General features: G+C 67.4%; 18 protein-coding genes. 8 read left to right on the top strand and 10 right to left on the bottom strand.

Annotated elements, in window-relative coordinates; genetic code table 11:
* Positions 1–5: 5 nt before the first annotated feature.
* The 8 genes from sufD (at position 6) to ACYQ1H_RS02740 (ending at position 8718) form a co-directional block, all read left to right on the top strand.
* Positions 6–1313, top strand: coding sequence for a Fe-S cluster assembly protein SufD (gene sufD / locus ACYQ1H_RS02775; RefSeq protein WP_460026528.1), 1308 nt, complete (start codon positions 6–8; stop codon positions 1311–1313).
* Positions 1310–2545, top strand: a complete 1236-nt coding sequence (locus ACYQ1H_RS02770) for an aminotransferase class V-fold PLP-dependent enzyme (RefSeq protein ID WP_460026527.1) — start codon at positions 1310–1312, stop codon at positions 2543–2545. Before sufD ends, ACYQ1H_RS02770 begins: the two co-directional genes overlap by 4 nt.
* 40 nt (positions 2546–2585) lie before the next feature.
* On the top strand, positions 2586–3041 hold the full coding sequence (sufU, locus tag ACYQ1H_RS02765; RefSeq protein ID WP_460026526.1) for a Fe-S cluster assembly sulfur transfer protein SufU: 456 nt from the start codon (positions 2586–2588) through the stop codon (positions 3039–3041).
* Between the two features lie 21 nt (positions 3042–3062).
* Positions 3063–3374, top strand: coding sequence for a non-heme iron oxygenase ferredoxin subunit (locus tag ACYQ1H_RS02760; RefSeq protein WP_460026525.1), 312 nt, complete (start codon positions 3063–3065; stop codon positions 3372–3374).
* Between the two features lie 75 nt (positions 3375–3449).
* Positions 3450–4548, top strand: a protein-coding gene (prfB, locus tag ACYQ1H_RS02755) for a peptide chain release factor 2 (RefSeq protein ID WP_460026524.1) whose coding sequence is annotated in 2 segments (ribosomal slippage) — positions 3450–3524 and positions 3526–4548 — 1098 coding nt in all. Because the reading frame shifts where the segments join, the coding sequence is not laid out codon by codon here.
* Positions 4549–4550: 2 nt separating this feature from the next.
* Entirely contained in the window at positions 4551–6092 is a 1542-nt protein-coding gene (gene lysS, locus ACYQ1H_RS02750; RefSeq protein ID WP_460026523.1) for a lysine--tRNA ligase, read from the top strand.
* 584 nt (positions 6093–6676) lie between these two features.
* Positions 6677–8071, top strand: coding sequence for a histidine kinase (locus ACYQ1H_RS02745; protein ID WP_460026522.1), 1395 nt, complete (start codon positions 6677–6679; stop codon positions 8069–8071).
* A complete protein-coding gene (locus tag ACYQ1H_RS02740; protein ID WP_460026521.1) occupies positions 8068–8718 on the top strand; it encodes a response regulator in 651 nt (216 codons plus the stop codon). The genes ACYQ1H_RS02745 and ACYQ1H_RS02740 overlap by 4 nt, the downstream gene beginning before the upstream one ends.
* Positions 8719–8782: 64 nt before the next feature.
* Here the strand turns inward: ACYQ1H_RS02740 and pqqA are convergent, their stop codons facing one another.
* The 10 genes from pqqA to moxG form a co-directional block, all read right to left on the bottom strand.
* Positions 8783–8857 carry a pyrroloquinoline quinone precursor peptide PqqA gene (gene pqqA, locus ACYQ1H_RS02735; protein ID WP_460026587.1) on the bottom strand — a complete coding sequence of 25 codons (75 nt, stop codon included), beginning with the start codon at positions 8855–8857 and terminating at the stop codon, positions 8783–8785.
* Between the two features lie 171 nt (positions 8858–9028).
* The gene (locus tag ACYQ1H_RS02730) at positions 9029–9565 is read right to left on the bottom strand and encodes an SRPBCC family protein (protein ID WP_460026520.1); all 537 of its coding nucleotides are present in this window, start codon (positions 9563–9565) and stop codon (positions 9029–9031) included.
* A 41-nt stretch (positions 9566–9606) separates the two neighbouring features.
* Complete coding sequence (locus ACYQ1H_RS02725; protein ID WP_460026519.1) at positions 9607–10638, bottom strand: vWA domain-containing protein; 1032 nt, start codon at positions 10636–10638, stop codon at positions 9607–9609.
* On the bottom strand, positions 10635–11213 hold the full coding sequence (locus ACYQ1H_RS02720) for an MxaK protein (protein WP_460026518.1): 579 nt from the start codon (positions 11211–11213) through the stop codon (positions 10635–10637). The genes ACYQ1H_RS02725 and ACYQ1H_RS02720 overlap by 4 nt, the downstream gene beginning before the upstream one ends.
* Positions 11210–12181 carry a vWA domain-containing protein gene (locus ACYQ1H_RS02715; protein WP_460026517.1) on the bottom strand — a complete coding sequence of 324 codons (972 nt, stop codon included), beginning with the start codon at positions 12179–12181 and terminating at the stop codon, positions 11210–11212. The genes ACYQ1H_RS02720 and ACYQ1H_RS02715 overlap by 4 nt, the downstream gene beginning before the upstream one ends.
* A 2-nt stretch (positions 12182–12183) precedes the next feature.
* Positions 12184–13089, bottom strand: a complete 906-nt coding sequence (locus tag ACYQ1H_RS02710) for a nonribosomal peptide synthetase MxaA (RefSeq protein ID WP_460026516.1) — start codon at positions 13087–13089, stop codon at positions 12184–12186.
* A complete protein-coding gene (locus tag ACYQ1H_RS02705; protein ID WP_460026515.1) occupies positions 13086–13931 on the bottom strand; it encodes a DUF58 domain-containing protein in 846 nt (281 codons plus the stop codon). The genes ACYQ1H_RS02710 and ACYQ1H_RS02705 overlap by 4 nt, the downstream gene beginning before the upstream one ends.
* Entirely contained in the window at positions 13928–14959 is a 1032-nt protein-coding gene (locus ACYQ1H_RS02700) for an AAA family ATPase (RefSeq protein WP_460026514.1), read from the bottom strand. The genes ACYQ1H_RS02705 and ACYQ1H_RS02700 overlap by 4 nt, the downstream gene beginning before the upstream one ends.
* Positions 14960–15079: 120 nt before the next feature.
* Positions 15080–15364 (bottom strand): methanol dehydrogenase [cytochrome c] subunit, encoded by a 285-nt coding sequence (locus tag ACYQ1H_RS02695; protein WP_460026513.1) that lies wholly within the window; start codon positions 15362–15364, stop codon positions 15080–15082.
* A gap of 29 nt (positions 15365–15393) precedes the next feature.
* Positions 15394–15867 carry a cytochrome c(L), periplasmic gene (moxG, locus tag ACYQ1H_RS02690; RefSeq protein ID WP_460026512.1) on the bottom strand — a complete coding sequence of 158 codons (474 nt, stop codon included), beginning with the start codon at positions 15865–15867 and terminating at the stop codon, positions 15394–15396.
* Positions 15868–15882 lie beyond the last annotated feature (15 nt).

Genomic DNA, 15882 nt, shown 5'->3' with positions numbered 1-15882 from the left:
CCGTCATGGATTACGCCGAACACTATCGCGATCTTGCCACGGACCTGCCCGGCCAGGACCTGCCCTGGCTAAGAAGCCTGCGCCAGCAGGCCGAGGCGGTCTTCTCGCAGCATGGCTTCCCCTCGCCCCGCGAGGAAGCGTGGCGCTACACCAACGTCACGCCGATCGAGAAGAAGCGTTTCCTGCCGCTGACCGCGCATCCGTCCGAACCGGACTGCGGCGAACTGCTGGCGCGTTACCGGCTGCCGGAAGCCTGGGTGCTGGTTTTCGTCGACGGCCTGTTCAGTGCCGGACACTCGGACCTGGCCGGCCTGCCGGAGGGCGTGCTGGCCATGCCGATGGCGGAAGCCCTGGCGCACCACCCCGACCGGGTACGGGCCAGCCTGCAAGCCGAATCCGACGGGGCCGATTCCCGCTTCGTGGATTTCACCAATGCTTATTTCCGCGACGGGGCGTTCCTCCACATCGGCGCCGGCATCGCGTTGCCAAGGCCCGTGCAGCTGCTGCACCTGTCGACCCGTCCGGAGGGGCTGTCGGTGCTGCGCCATGCGGTGATCCTGGAGCACCACGCCGAGGCCAGCGTGATCGAGACCTATGCCGGCGAGGACAGCGCGGGCTACCTGACCTCCACCGTGACCAGCCTGCATCTCGGCGAGGGCGCCCGCCTCGAACACGGCAAGTTCCAGGTCGAAAGCCCCAGGAGCTACCACTTCGCCAGCCTGGTGACGACCCAGCAGGCAGCCTCGCAACTTCGCCAGCAGCACCTGGCCTTCGGCGGCCTGATCGCCCGCACCGACATCCACAGCTGGCTGGGCCGGGACACCGACTGCACACTGGATGGCCTGTTCATGGTGTCCGGGCGGCGGCACCTGGACACGCATTTCCTGCTGCGGCATGGCGCGCCGCACGCCCGCAGCCGCGCGCATTACCGCGGCATCGCCGCGGAACGCGGGCGAGGCGTGTTCGCCGGCCGCATCGTGGTCGATGCCGGCGCCGAGAAGACCGATGCCGACATGAGCAGCCGCAACCTGCTGCTCTCCGAGGACGCCGAAATCGACTGCCAGCCGCAGCTGGAAATCCTGACCGATGACGTCAAGTGCTCCCATGGCGTGACCATCGGGCAACTGGAGGCGGAGGCGGTGTTCTACCTGCAATCGCGGGGTCTCGACGAGGTCGCGGCCCGCAACACCCTGACCTTTGCCTTCGCCAACGAGCAGGTGGAGAAAATCCGCTTGGCCACCCTGCGCCAGCAGGTCCGCGACACCCTGCTGCGGGCATTGCCGCAGACCGACATACGGGCGGACTGGCTATGAGCAGACCCGCCCCCCGCTACGACCTCGCCAGCATCCGGTCGGATTTCCCGATCCTGGGCCGGACCATCAACCGCCACCCCCTGGTCTATCTGGACAATGCCGCCTCGACGCAGAAGCCGAGGGCGGTGATCGACTGCATACGGCGCGTCTACGAGGAGGAGTACGCCAACGTCCACCGGGGCGTCCATACCCTCAGCCAGCGGTGCACGGACCTGTTCGAAACGGCACGCGAGAAGGTGCAGGGCCTGCTGCATGCCCGGCACGGACACGAAATCGTCTTCGTCCGCGGCGCCACCGAAGCCATCAACCTGGTGGCGCAGACCTATGGCCGGCAGAAGGTCGGCGCCGGCGACGAAATCCTCATCACCGCCATGGAGCACCATTCCAACATCGTGCCCTGGCAGATGCTGTGCGAACAGACCGGCGCGGTGCTGAAGGTCATCCCCATCACCCCGACCGGCGAACTCCGGCTGGAGGGTCTCGACGCGCTGCTCACGGAACGCACCCGGCTGTTGTCGGTCGCGCACATGTCGAATGCGCTGGGCACGATCAACCCGGTCGAGACGATCATCGCCAGGGCGCACGCGAAAGGCATCCCAGTGCTGCTGGATGGCGCACAGTCCGTGCCGCACCTGCGGGTGGACGTGCAGGCGCTCGACTGCGACTTCTACGTCTTCTCCGGGCACAAACTCTACGGCCCTTCCGGCATCGGCGTGCTGTACGGCAAGGAAAGCCTGCTCAAGGCCATGCCCCCCTGGCAGGGCGGCGGCGACATGATCCGCCGGGTGACGTTCGACAGGACCGAGTACAACGACCTGCCCTACAAGTTCGAGGCCGGCACGCCGAGCATCGCCGATACCATCGCCCTGGGCGCCGCCATCGACTACCTCGACGGTATCGGCCTGGATGCCATCGCCGAGCATGAGCATGGCCTTTTGCGCCATGCCACCGAGCAGGCGCTGGAGATCCCGGGGCTCAGGATCATCGGTACTGCACCGCAGAAGGGCGCGATCCTGTCCTTCACCCTGGACCACATCCATCCGCATGACATCGGCACCCTGCTGGATCAGCTCGGGATCGCCATCCGCGCCGGCCATCACTGCGCCATGCCGGTCATGGACTTCTTCGAGGTGCCGGCCACGGCCCGTGCCTCTTTCGGCCTGTACAATACCTACGAGGAAGTCGATATCCTGATGAACGGCATCCGCGAGGTCATCCGCCTGTTCGGCTGACGTCCGCCCTCCGCCCCCAACCCGCCCATCACCACCCGCCATGCTGGACCAGATCCGTGACCTCTACCAGGAAGTCGTCTTCGACCACAACCGCAACCCGCGCAACTTCCGCGTCATGGAAGACGCCAACCGCAAGATCGAGGGCTTCAACCCACTCTGCGGCGACCGCATCACTCTCTACGCCAAGGTCAGGGACGGCATCATCGAGGATGTCAGCTTTCAGGGTTCCGGCTGCGCCATCTCGACCGCCTCGGCCTCGCTGATGACCGAGATCGTCAAGGGCCAGACCGAGGCGGAGGCCGAGCATCTGTTCGAGCTGTTCCACCGCATCACCACCGGCAAGGATGGCGACACCGTCAACCTGGAGGAGATCGGCAAGCTGGCCGTGCTCGCCGGGGTCCGCGCCTATCCGGCACGGGTCAAGTGCGCGACGCTGGCCTGGCACTCGCTGCAGGCCGCCCTGCGGAACGAAGGCGACAGTGTCAGCACCGAATAAGCCCGCGCAACGAGGTCAAGCATGAGCGAGTGGAGAGATGTCGGCCGCGAGGGCAGCCTTGCGCCCGGCGAACATCTGGTGGCGGATATCGACGGATATGAAATCGCCGTGTTCAATCTGGACGGCAACTATTACGCCATCCAGGACGCCTGCACCCATGACGGCGCCGAAATCGCCAGCGGTGCGGTCGAGGGCTGCGAGATCGTCTGCCCCCGCCATGGCGCACGCTTCTGCCTGAAGACCGGCAAGGTCCTGTCGCCACCAGCCTACGAGGATCTGGCCACCTATCCGGTGCGCGTGGAAAACGGCCGGATTCTGGTCGACTGCGAGTGAAGCCCGCGCCCGGCGAGGACACCGCGGGCCATGCCCTTGCCTGTATAATCGCCGGTCTTTGTCCGGGTACCAGCGATGCGCGAACTCAATCCACTGTACAACCAGATCAAGGATCTCAAGGGGCGCGAAGAGTCCCTTAGGGGGTATCTTTGACTTCGAAACCCGGCAGGAACGGCTGACCGAGGTCCTCCGCGAACTCGAGGACCCGAAGATCTGGGACAAGCCCGAGCTGGCCCAAGCGCTCGGCAAGGAGCGCACCCAGCTGGAAGGGGTGGTCCACAACCTGACCCGGCTGCGCCAGGGGCTGCAGGATGCCGAAGAGCTGCTGGAGCTGGCCGTCGAGGAGAACGACGCGGACAGCGTCGACTCGGTCGCCGCCGACCTGGAGCGCTACGAAACCACGATCGCCGGCCTGGAATTCCGCCGCATGTTCTCCGGCGAAATGGACCCGAATAACGCCTTCCTCGACATCCAGGCCGGCTCCGGCGGCACCGAGGCACAGGACTGGGCCGCCATGCTCGAGCGCATGTACCTGCGCTGGGGCGAACGCAAGGGCTTCAAGACCGAGCTGGTCGAGGAATCCGCCGGCGAGGTCGCCGGCATCAAGAGCGCCACCATCCGCTTCGAGGGCGAATACGCCTACGGCTGGCTGCGCACGGAAACCGGCGTGCACCGCCTGGTACGCAAGTCGCCGTTCGATTCCGGCAACCGCCGTCATACCTCGTTCTCGTCGGTGTTCGTTTCGCCCGAGGTCGACGACAACATCGACATCGACATCAACCCGGCCGATCTCAAGACCGACGTCTACCGCGCCAGCGGCGCCGGCGGCCAGCACGTCAACCGGACCGAGTCCGCGGTACGCATCACCCACCTGCCCTCCGGCGTCGTCGTCCAGTGCCAGAGCCAGCGCTCGCAGCACGCTAACCGCGACTGGTGCATGAAGCAGCTGCGCGCCAAGCTGTACGAACTGGAAATCCAGAAGCGCAACACGGAAAAGCAGAAGCTGGAGGACTCCAAGTCCGACATCGGCTGGGGCAGCCAGATCCGCTCCTATGTGCTCGACCAGTCGCGCATCAAGGACCTGCGCACCAACGTCGAAACCAGCAACCCCCAGCCCGTCCTCGACGGCGATCTGGATATGTTCATCGAAGCCAGTCTGAAAAGCGGTTTGTAATCATGAGTGATCCGAATTCCGACCCGAACGCCGCCGAGGGAACCGCCCAGAGCGGGCTCGAGGGCGACGAGAACAAGCTCACCGCCCAGCGCCGCGAGAAGCTGGCCGCCATCCGCGAGCGCGACGCCGTCGCCTTCCCCAACGACTTCCGCCGCGATGCCCTGGCCGCCGATCTGCACCGCGATCACGGCGAGGCCGACGCCGCCGCGCTGGAAGCGCAGCCGGTCGCCGTCAATCTGGCCGGGCGGCTGATGACCAAGCGCATCATGGGCAAGGCCTCCTTCGCCCACCTGCAGGACATGTCCGGCCGCATGCAGGTGTTCCTGCAGCGCGACAGCCTGCCCGAGGGCCAGTATGAGGCGTTCAAGAGCTGGGACCTGGGCGACATCATCGGCGTCGAGGGGCAGTTGTTCCGCACCAAGACCGGCGAGCTGTCGGTGCGCGTCGCCAGCGCCCGGCTTCTGACCAAATCGCTGCGGCCGCTGCCAGAGAAATTCCACGGTCTGACCGACGCCGAAACCTGCTACCGCCAGCGCTACCTCGACCTGATCATGAACGAGGACTCGCGCCGGGTGTTCCGGCTGCGCAGCGCCATCGTCCACTACATCCGCGAGTTTCTCACCGATCGCGGCTTCCTGGAGGTCGAGACGCCGATGATGCAGGTCATCCCCGGCGGCGCCCGCGCCCGGCCCTTCATCACCCACCACAACGCGCTGGACATGGACCTGTACCTGCGCATCGCCCCCGAGCTGTACCTCAAGCGGCTGGTGGTGGGCGGTTTCGAGAAGGTATTCGAGATCAACCGCAGTTTCCGCAACGAGGGACTGTCGACCAAGCACAATCCCGAATTCACCATGATCGAGTTCTATCAGGCCTACGCGGACTACCGCGACCTGATGGACCTGACCGAGGCGTTGCTGCGCGGCATGGCGCAAAAGCTGCTGGGCGGCACCGTGGTCACCTACCAGGGCACCGACTACGACCTGGGTCAGCCGTTCCGGCGCATGACCGTGCTGGAATCCATCCTGCACTACAACCCGGACATCACGGCGGCCGACCTGGCCGGGCGTGAATCGGCCGCCGCCATCGCCCGACGGCTGGGCATCAAGGTGGAAGCCAACGACGGCCTGGGCAAGATCCAGACCGAGATCTTCGAGAAGACCGTCGAGGATCGGCTGTTCGAGCCGACCTTCATCACCGCCTACCCGGCCGAGGTCTCGCCCCTGGCGCGGCGCAACGATGCGGACCCCTTCATCACCGACCGCTTCGAGTTCTTCGTCGGCGGCCGCGAGCTGGCCAACGGCTTCTCCGAGCTGAACGACCCCGAGGATCAGGCCGAACGCTTCCGCAAGCAGGTCGAGGACAAGGCCGCCGGCGACGAGGAAGCCATGCACTACGACGCCGACTACATCCGCGCCCTGGAACATGGCCTGCCCCCCACCGCCGGCGAGGGCATCGGCATCGACCGGCTGGTCATGTTCCTCACCGACTGTCCCTCCATCCGCGACGTCATCCTGTTCCCGCACCTGCGGCGGGAGGGCTGACAGCCTCGGGCAGGGCAACAGCGGCAAATCTCCCGCCGCGATGCCTTGCCCCGCGGCCAGGGACAGCGACCGGACAACGGGACCGGCTACGATCGCTGCCCCGGCCGGACCGGCACCCTCGCTGCCAGAATGCGCTGAACGCCGGTGTCGAGCGGGCGCAGGTCCCACCCAGCGGCGGGAATTCCTCCTGAATTACGCCGTACCACCCGCCGTGCCTTGACGCCCCTGCGGGTGATCTCCTACCCTGCGGGCCGAACGTTGAAGCGGTGTTGGCGTATCTTCCGGCGCCACGCCGGGAACCTCGAAAACCCGCCCCTTGCTGCCCGGTACCGACGCAACGGCAAGATCTGTTGCACCGGAGCGCTGACCGGCCGGCCGGGCACATGGCACGCCGCGCAACCGCCGCGACTTTCCCGCCGACCATCGGCAAGGAAGATGCCGGTTTCCGGGCACGGATTCATGGGCCAGCCCACGCCCCACGGCGACGTCGCGATCGGCCAGGACGGTCCCGCGCCCCTGCCCCCCCGGGGGTCGGCACTTCGCGGCAGGCGTTTGTGACCCATTGCCCTGATTTCGACTCGAACATGATCAATACGCCTGGCCGACAGCGTTGGCGGGATCCGTCCCGGTCCCGGAGCAAACCGCCGCTCGGCCTGCAAACCCGGCTGAACCTCACCCTGGGCCTGGCAATGGCGGTGATCGTCGGCATCGGCTTTCTGTTCGCGATTCACGATGCCCGCCAGTCAGTGCGGAACGAGGCGCGATCGACGGTCAGCCTGGCCCTGCAACTGCTGGAGGCCGGTTTTGCCGGAGAGGACGGGAACGGCAAGGCCCTGTCGGGCTGGATGAGCCGGCTGGGCGGGCTCGACAAGATCCGGCACCTGCGGATCAGCGTGATCGGTCCGCAGGCATCCGCCATCAATTTTTCCGGCCATCATCCGGCAGCCGCCAGGCAGGAAGCGCCCGGCTGGTTCCGCTGGGCGGTGACCCCGGAGCCCATCCGGGTCGAACGACTGCTGCACGACGACCGGCAGCAACCCCTGACGATCCGGATCGAAGGCAGCGCCGATGACGAAATTCTGGAAGCCTGGTCCGAGACGCAGGGTTTCCTGATCCTGCTGCTGTCGCTGGCCGGCGCGGTCTACGCCCTGGTGAACCTGCTGGTCGGGCGCGCCTTCGGCCCGGTGGTCACCATTCTGGAGGGACTCGCGCACATCGAGCATGGCGAGTACGACAAGCGGCTGCCGGCGTTCCCGCTGCCGGAATTCGACGGCATTGCCAGCGCCTTCAATCTCATGGCCGGCCAGCTGGAAAAGACCCGCGACGAGAATCGCGCCCTGGTACGGCATTCCATGCTGATCCAGGAGGAGGAGCGCCGGCACCTGGCGCGGGAACTCCATGACGAGCTGGGCCAGTCGCTGACGGCCATCAAGGCCATGGCGGCGACGCTGCTGTCCAGGAACGGCGAGGCCAACACGCCCGCCCGGCAGATCGTCGCCATCTGCGACCATCTGTTCGGCGTGGTGCGCTCGATGATGCGCCGGCTCAGGCCCAGTGTGCTGGACGAACTCGGCCTGTCGGCGTCCCTGGAGGATCTGGTGGAAAGCTTCCGGTCCCGCCATCCCGAGCTGAAGGTCCATCTGCGCTGTGCCGCCGGGGTCGATGCCCGCTGTCCGACGTCGGCCATCGACCTGTTCCGCATCACCCAGGAATGCCTGACCAACACCGTCAAGCATGGCCAGGCACGCGAAGTGGCCATCGATCTGGGGGTCGTCCGGAGCGGGGCAACCGAATGGGTGGTTCTGCGCCTTCGCGACGATGGCTGCGGTTTCGACCCCATGCTGCCGCAGCGCGGTTTTGGCTTGCGGGGCATCCGCGAACGGGTGGCCGGGCTGGGCGGCGAGATGGCCATCCGCACCGGCGCGGGCAAAGGCGTCGACATCGACATCCGGGTACCTGCCGAAGGAGCGCCATCATGAGTCAGCGCATCACTGTCATGCTGGTTGACGACCACGCCGTGGTGCGCACCGGCTATCGCATGCTGCTCGGCCAGTCCGCGCGCATCGACGTGCTGTGCGAGGCCGAAAACGGCGAGGCGGCCTGCCAGCTCTATCAGGAGTGGCAACCCCAAGTGGTGGTCATGGATCTGAACCTGCCCGGCATCGGCGGCCTGGCCGCCGCCCGGCGCATCATCGGGCGCGACCCCTCCGCCAGGATCCTGATCTTCAGCATGTACGACGAGCCGGTCTACGCGGCCCGGGCGCTGGAGGCGGGCGCGAAGGGCTACATCACCAAGAGCAGTACGCCCGCGATGCTGGTCGACGCCGTGCTGCGCGTGGCCCGCAACGAAACCCTGGTCGAGCCCGAGATCGCCCAGCGGCTGGTGACGCGCCGGTTCTCGAAGGAGGAGAGCAGCGCCTTTGCGCTGGATGTCCTGTCGGCCCGCGAATTCGATGTCTTCTGCCTGCTGGCGCGGGGTTACAGCACGCGGCAGGCGGCCGACGAGCTCAAGCTGAGCTTCAAGACGGTTTCGAACTACGCCTCACTGATCAAGGACAAGCTGAATGCGCAGACCAATGCCGATCTGGTGCTGATCGCCATCCAGCATGGACTGATCCAGTATTAAACCCCGCAACATGAAAACGGGGCGCCCGGTTGCCGGGCGCCCCCTCGCATCGGCCGGCGCTGGATCAGCGATGGCAGATATACATCGTGACTTCAAAGCCGAAACGCAGATCCTTGCAGACAGGTTTTTCCCAGATCATGTCGGTCTCCTCGATAGGGCTGGATGGCAATAAGATCGCCACGGTATCCGTGGCGACTGGATTCTAGGCCAGCACGGATGCCGGCCGATATGGCGGCCTACCCGAACCGGCACGGGAAAGCTTCCCGCCCGCACGGTTCCTGGGCCCGGCGCGCTGGCGCCAGGACCCGGCTCAAGGCGCAGCTTCCGCTTTGGCCTTGAGCTCGGCCAGGCCGGTGGCGAAGAACTGCTGCAGGGCCTGGGTGACCGCCTCGTCGCTGAGCGATTCCGGTGGTTCGTTGCCGGTATCGCCACGATAGGCGCGGCTTTTCCATTCGACCCGGGTGCCCTGCTCCGCCGCGCTCACCCGCAGGATGGCCGAATAGGAACTGGCCGGCAACGCCTTCACGTTGGCTTCGCTCATCCGGTACTGATATTCGTGCTTGTCCGCGTCCCAGGCATCCAGATCCTCATGCAGGACCTCGCCATTGGCGAACACCAGGGTGCGGCGCGCGCCCGGCTGGTTGCCGTTGCTGGATTCGCTGGACTTGAGTCCGCGGTGCCAGCGGCTGATGGCGCCGAAATCGCCCGCCAGGACCCAGACGCGATCCACGGGGGCGGCAATGTCGATGGTTGCGACGATCTTCTGCGGTGTGGGGCCGTGCGCCATGGCGACCGGGGCCAGCAGCAGGGTCAGGGTTGTCAGACCGGTTCGAAAACGCGTGAGCATGTAGGTTCTCCAGACAGGTGATGGGGAAAGGCCATACGGGGTCATGGGTCGGCGGCGGACAACCGGCCACGTCGCCAGGGCAGCGCCGCCCGCCAGAACCCTGCGGGCCGGGCGCGAGTCGCGACACCGGCGGCACGGAAACGCCCCTGCCGATAGGCGAGCACCGTGAGCGCCAGGGCCAGCGTCGCGGGTATCCAGCGCAGATCGACGAACACGCGCGCGGGCCTGGCGTACTCGGGCTGCAGCAACGTCTCGGCGAGGGTGCCGACCTCCAGCCGCCGGTATCCGAGCCCGCTGGCCCCGGCCAGCTCGCGGAGGTAATCCTCCCGCAGGGCCGAGAGATGCTCGGTGCCGCCCGAGGGTGCACTGCCGAACGGGGCGTTGCGGGCGTGGTAGCCCTCGATGTCCTCGGGCGCCATGTCCGACAGGCCAAAGGTCGAGCGCTGCGGCACCTCGTCCTCGGCCACGAACCCCAGCGGCCGGCCGGTTTCGTCGAATTTGGGAATCGGCATCGGCGTGTTGCCGCCGACACCGACCAGCCATCCGCCCAAGCGGCCGCGAACCCCTTCGAAGCGCGTTCGGTAGCGGGGATTGACGGGCGGCGCCTCCTGCCCGTCCGTGAAAAACAGCACGTCGGCCTGGTAGCCGGCCAGGGACTGGAAGGCATCCAGCAGACCCGCGGCGATCCGGCTGTCGGCGGCCCAGGCCATGCGCCAGTCCAGCCGCTCCAGCGCCCCGGCGATGTCCTGAAACCCGGTGCACACCTCGATCGGCTCGAACAGCAGCGTGCTGCTGCGTTCGGTGAAGACGCCCAACCCCAGCTGCGAACCGCAGGGCAAACCGGCAATGGCCTCCCGCAGCGCCTGGCGGACGACATCCAGCCGGCTGACCATGCGGTTGCCGAGACGATAATCGGTCACGGTCATGCTGCGCGTGATATCCACCACGGCCAGGTAACGGAAGACGGCGCCTTGGGTGGCCATGCCCAGAGGCAGGCAGGCCAGCAGGGCCAGGGCGCAGGCACCGGCCAGGCAGCGCGTGGCAGGATCACCGGGCAGCCGCCGCCAGGTCATGGCAGTCCCCGCGGGAAGCCGGGCACACGAGTCCAGAGTTTACGGGCGGCGTCTTCCTCCGGCTGCGGTTGCGGCTCCGGTTCGCTGTCGACCCGGTCGAAATCGGGCATCAGCCGGGCCGCGACCTCGTAGTTGTACTTGGCGGCCCAGTCGTCCGGACGGCGACGCAAGGCCCGCCGGTAAGCCTGCTTGGCCAGTTCCGCCAGCGTGCCGGCCTGGGTCGGCTGCGCGTGCTCGACGGCGACGATGGCGCGACGGAGGTAGACATTGCCGAGGTTATACAGGGCCTTGGTGCCGATAGCCGGGGAGGAGGACTGGGCGAGTTCCGCCAGCACCGCCTCCGCATCGCGGTAATCCTCCCGCCCGGCCAGATACAGGGCATGGGCCAGACGCACGCTTTCCGGAGCGCCGAAGCGCCGTTCGGGACCGATATCCCGCCCGGCCAGCAAGGTTTGCAGCGCGGTGCCGACGAGCCGGTTCTCGCGCCAGCGCCAGAACTCGGCGGCAAAGGCCGCCAGGGCCAGGACGGCAAGCAGCAGCGCCGTTGTCTGGCGGAGGGAGAAGGTCGGCCTCACAGGCGGATTTCCAGGCGCTTGACCATCAGCAACGCCAGCAGCGCCCACGCGGCCAACCCGTAGCAGAGTCCCCGCAGGTCCTGGCGCGGGTGGATTTCCTGGTAGCGCAGCGGGGCCTTCTCGGCGCGGTCGATGTCGGCGATGGCCTGGCGCACAGCCTCGGGGTTCTCGGCCTGATACGCCTTGTAGGGAATGCCGAGACTTTCGAAGAACAGATGCAGGTACCGCTCGGGCCGTGCCTGCGGCGTATCCTCGCTGGGCGGCGGAATGTCGAACAGGCCGGGATTGCCGGCAGTGCGCAGGAAGATCCAGTACACATGCGGGTGCCATTGCTGAAAGCTGCGCCGCAGCAGCGCCTCGCTGTCCGGATCGATGACCGCCGCGCCATCCGAAACCAGCACGATGCCGCGGTTGCCGCCGGCGGGATCGTCGGGGAAATAGGACAGCGCCATGGCCAGCCCCTTGGCGATATGCGTCTGCGCCAGCCCCGGCAGGGCGGACGCCCTGACGGCGGCAGCCGCCGCCTCGCGGTTGGCCGACAGCGGCAGGACGAACAGCGGCGAGGTGCTGAAGGCGGCGACGCCGATGCGGTCGTGGGGGCGGCTGCCGATGAACGCCTCCAGGAAACGGACGGCGGCACGGGACTTGGACTCCTCGCCGCCGGCCGGCGAGCGCCCGGCGAAGCTGTCGTCCATGCTGCGGCTGCGGTCCAGCAGCAGGACCAGGCTGGCGCCATGACCGGTCCGCTCGACCGCGTACTGGCCGCGGAACAGACCGGCGAGCCCGGCCACCAGCAACAGGATGGCCAGCGCCCCGGTCACCTGGATCGCCAGGTGCAGACAGCGGGAGAGCGCGTCGCCGGGCAGGAGAACATGCCATGAGTAAGCATTCCCATGGTGCAGGGCGCTCAGGAACGGCAGCAGGGCGAGCGGCGCGAGCCATAACCAGAGGGGCTGGGCAAACGACATGGCTAGCGCCGCTGCCGTTCCAGCCGCAGGCAGGCCAGCGCCAGCGCGTCCAGCCGCTCCAGGCCGTAATCCCCGCTCGATCCCGCGGCACCGAAGAACAGGCGGTAGGAGGCCTGGAACCAGGCCCCGATCTCGCCCCGCAGCGGGTGATAATCGGGATGCTGCTCAATGAAGCGCGGCAGGTCCTCGGCGAACAGGGGCCTGCCAAGGGTTCGCTCGAAGGCCCGGTGCAGCAGCAGGAAACCGGCGCGCACGGTGTCAGGCTTCTGCGGCTGGCGCATGAGCGCGCGCAGTTCCCGGCGAGCCGCGCGGAAATGCCGGCCCTGCCGGCCAAGGGTGAGATAGCCGCCCAGATGCCCCAGGTAGGCCAGCGCTACCAGCGCCAACGCCAGGAACAGCGCCATGTTCCTGGCCGGTCGGCGCGTGTCCGGGCGCTCGGGCGGCGCATCCGGCTGCATCAGGCGCATGCCGCCCTCGGCCATGACCGCGGGACCATGGATAGGGGCCACGGTGATGGGCCAGGCCGGCACATCGATGGGCTGGCGACCCCCATCCGGCGCCAGCCGTTGCAGGGTCATGGCCGGGATGGTGAGGGTCTTGACCGCCAGCGGCACGTAGAAGACCTGATATTCCAGGTGCAGACGGAGCAGCTGGCTGCCGCGCGGTTCCGTCCAGACCCGCCGCAATTCCAGCCAGCGGTTCACCGGACCGGGCCGGGGCAGCGTCCCGGTATCGAGCGCATGGCCGGCATGGCTGGGGATGTCCAGCGTGGCGTGGATCACATCGCCGAGGACATGACCGTAATCACGGGCCGTTTCCACGCGTGCCGCGACGACTGCCGCCCCGGCCGGGTCGCCGAGCAGGCCGGTCAGCCAGACGATTCGCCACAGCCGCGCCGCCGTCTTCATGTGCCGGCCAGGAAATAACGGTTGACCGCCGCCGCGCTGAAACCCCGATCGAGCAGTAGCGGCCGGCGGCCATGGCGGCGGAACAGCGCGTTCAGGTGCTCCCGGCGCTGCGCCAGATTGGCGATCAGGCGTTCCCGCAGGGCGGGACGGATCAGCAGCAGACGTTCATGACCGGCTTCGGCATCGACGAGGCGCGCCAGGCCCGGCGGAGACGGCAAGGTCTCCCGCTCGTCCCAGATCACCACCGGCACCAGCCAGTGCCCGGCCAGGGCATCCAGCAGCGCCTGGATCGCAGTCAGCGGCATGTGAAAGTCGGACAGCACCAGTACCAGGCTGGCGCGCGCCGGCAACCGGCGCGCGGCGGCGAGCAGGCCCTGGCTGCCCACGCCCCGGGGTTGCCCGCGGCGCAGGCGGGCCGCCAGCCGCCGGGCCGATCCCGGCCAGCGGGTGGCACCGAAGGAGAATTCCGGCAGGATCCGCTCGGCGGCGCCGTAAATGCCCAGGGCATCGCCGTTCCTGTGCGCGGCGGCGGCCAATGCCTCGACGAAATCGGCCATGACCACGGCCTTGGGACAGCCGTTCCCGAAGGCCATGGAGGCGGAGAGATCGAGCAGGGCGAAGACCTTGAGGGTGGTGGGCTGCTCCCGGAGGCGAACCGTCAGGTTGCCGAAGGGATCGGCCAGGCTGGCGCGAAGGTCGAGACGCCTCGGGTCGGGATGGCACAGGAACGGTGCCAGATGCCGGAACAGATAGCCTTCGCCGGTGTGCTTGCCACGATGGGCGCCGGGCCGGAAGCCGTCGAACCGGCCCGGCAGCCGGTACATGATCTCGCCCGCATTCATGGGGCGGACACCGACCCGAGAATACGCTCGATCAGCAGGGGCGCCAGCTCCGCCCGACGGTACTCGTAGACCGGCCTGAACAGCAGGCGATGGCGCATGGCGGCGGGAAACACGGCCTGCACATCCTCCGGGTGGACATGCTCGCGCCGGGCCAGCCAGGCACGGACGCGGGCGGCCCGCACCAGCTGGCTCATAGCCCTGGGACTCGGCCCCGCCTCCAGGAGCTGGCCGGCATCGGCATCCGGCAGCCGGATGCCGAAATCCTCGGGCTCGGCGGCCGCTCGCCAGAGCGCCCGCACATAGGTCCTGAGCGCGGGGCTGGCCGTGATGCCGGTCTGGATGGCGGCGGCCACCCGATTGATCTGTTCCAGCGGGAAAACGCCGGGCCGGATACCTTCCAGCAGGCTGTCGACATCGTGAAACCGGGGGTTGAACGCCAGTTCGTCGAGGATGTCCGGTTCGACGGGGCTGCGCACCTCGATTTCGAGCATGAACCGGTCGCGGGCGGCGGCCGGCAGCTCGAAGGTTTCCTCCTTTTCCACCCGGTTGCGGTCGGCGTAGACCTGCAGGTAGGGAAAGGCATAGTCGCGGTTGAAAGCCCTGACGCTGCGCTCGCCCATCACCCGCAACAGCAGCGAGTGCACCTGCGGGCGGGCACGGTTGATCTCGTTGAAGAAGAAGGTCGCCAGCCGGCTGCCCTTGCCGAGCAGCGGACCCGGTGAGACCGCCGGCTTGCCGGCGTCATCCAGGTAGGTGTAGTAGATCAGGTCGGCGGGCATCAGGTCGATGGTACCCTCGACACGTTCGGACTCCCCACCAAGGGCACGGGAAACGGCCCGCAGCAAGGTGGTCTTGCCGACGCCGACGCTGCCTTCCAGCAGGGCGTGGCCCCGCGAGAAGACGGCGATGGTCAGCAGGCGCAGCACGCTGTCCTGCCCCACGACGGCCTTTCTGACCTCGCCTTCGAAGGCTTCCGCCTGGGGCCAGGCATCGGCCAGCAGGCGCTCCGGGTCGTTGTGCTTTTCCATGATGCGGGGAATCCAGCGCAAGCGTGTCGTGATCCTCAGAAGCTGCCGCAGGAGAGCCGGGGACTGGGCTCGCGGGCGGACTGCGTTGCGGCCGCCCCCGGCTCCTGGCCGGCGATTCGGTTACTTGATGTCCTCGACCTTGTAGACGAACTTGCCGGTCTTGACGACGTTTTCATGGCGCTTGCGGTTGCGCTCCTCCATGGCCTTGATCGACTGCGACTGCTTGTTGAGTTCGGCCGGATCGTGCTTGGGGTCGTACTGGCTGCCGGCGATCTTGTCGGGGAATCCCGGCTTCGGCTCCCAGCATTCGCCGGGCGCCTTGCAGTTAGTGCCGTCGTAGGCCTGGACACGCAACGCGGCGCAGACCAGCAGGGCCGCGGACAGGAACGGGGTTGTGTATTTCATGGGGGGTCTCCTGCGGATGGGATGGGAACTTACTTGAGCCATTCGGCCTTGGCGGGGTCGCCCGTATAGAGGCTGCGCAACCAGGCCATGATTTGCAGCATTTCGTCGGCATTCAGATTGGTGTTCTGCGGCCCCATCATGCCCTGGGCGCCACCCCACAGGATCTCGAACAGGCCGACGTCGGTCAGGGCGCGCGGATAGGTCCAGTAGTCGTCGGCCAGGCCAGGGCCGAGCTTGCCTTCCGCCTCGTGCCCATGACAGCCGGAACAGGCGGTCAGGTAGAGACTGTGACCCTTCTCGATCATGGGCTGGTCGCCGTTGTAGGGATTCTTGCCGGTTTCCTTGAATTTCCTGAAGGCTTCGGTATCGCCACCGGCCTTGCCATATTCGAAGCTCAGGGTTTCTCCGGTCAGCGCGTGGCGAAAGGTGATTTCCGCGTGAGCCGCCGGGGCGAGGCCCAGTGTGGTCAGCAGCAGGCCCAGGCCGCGTATCTTGCATGTCATGTTCGGTTTCCTCCT

The organism is Methyloparacoccus murrellii (assembly GCF_054657115.1).
The sequence above is the reverse complement of the archived record's forward strand: the minus strand, read 5'-3'. Positions and strand labels throughout refer to the sequence as shown.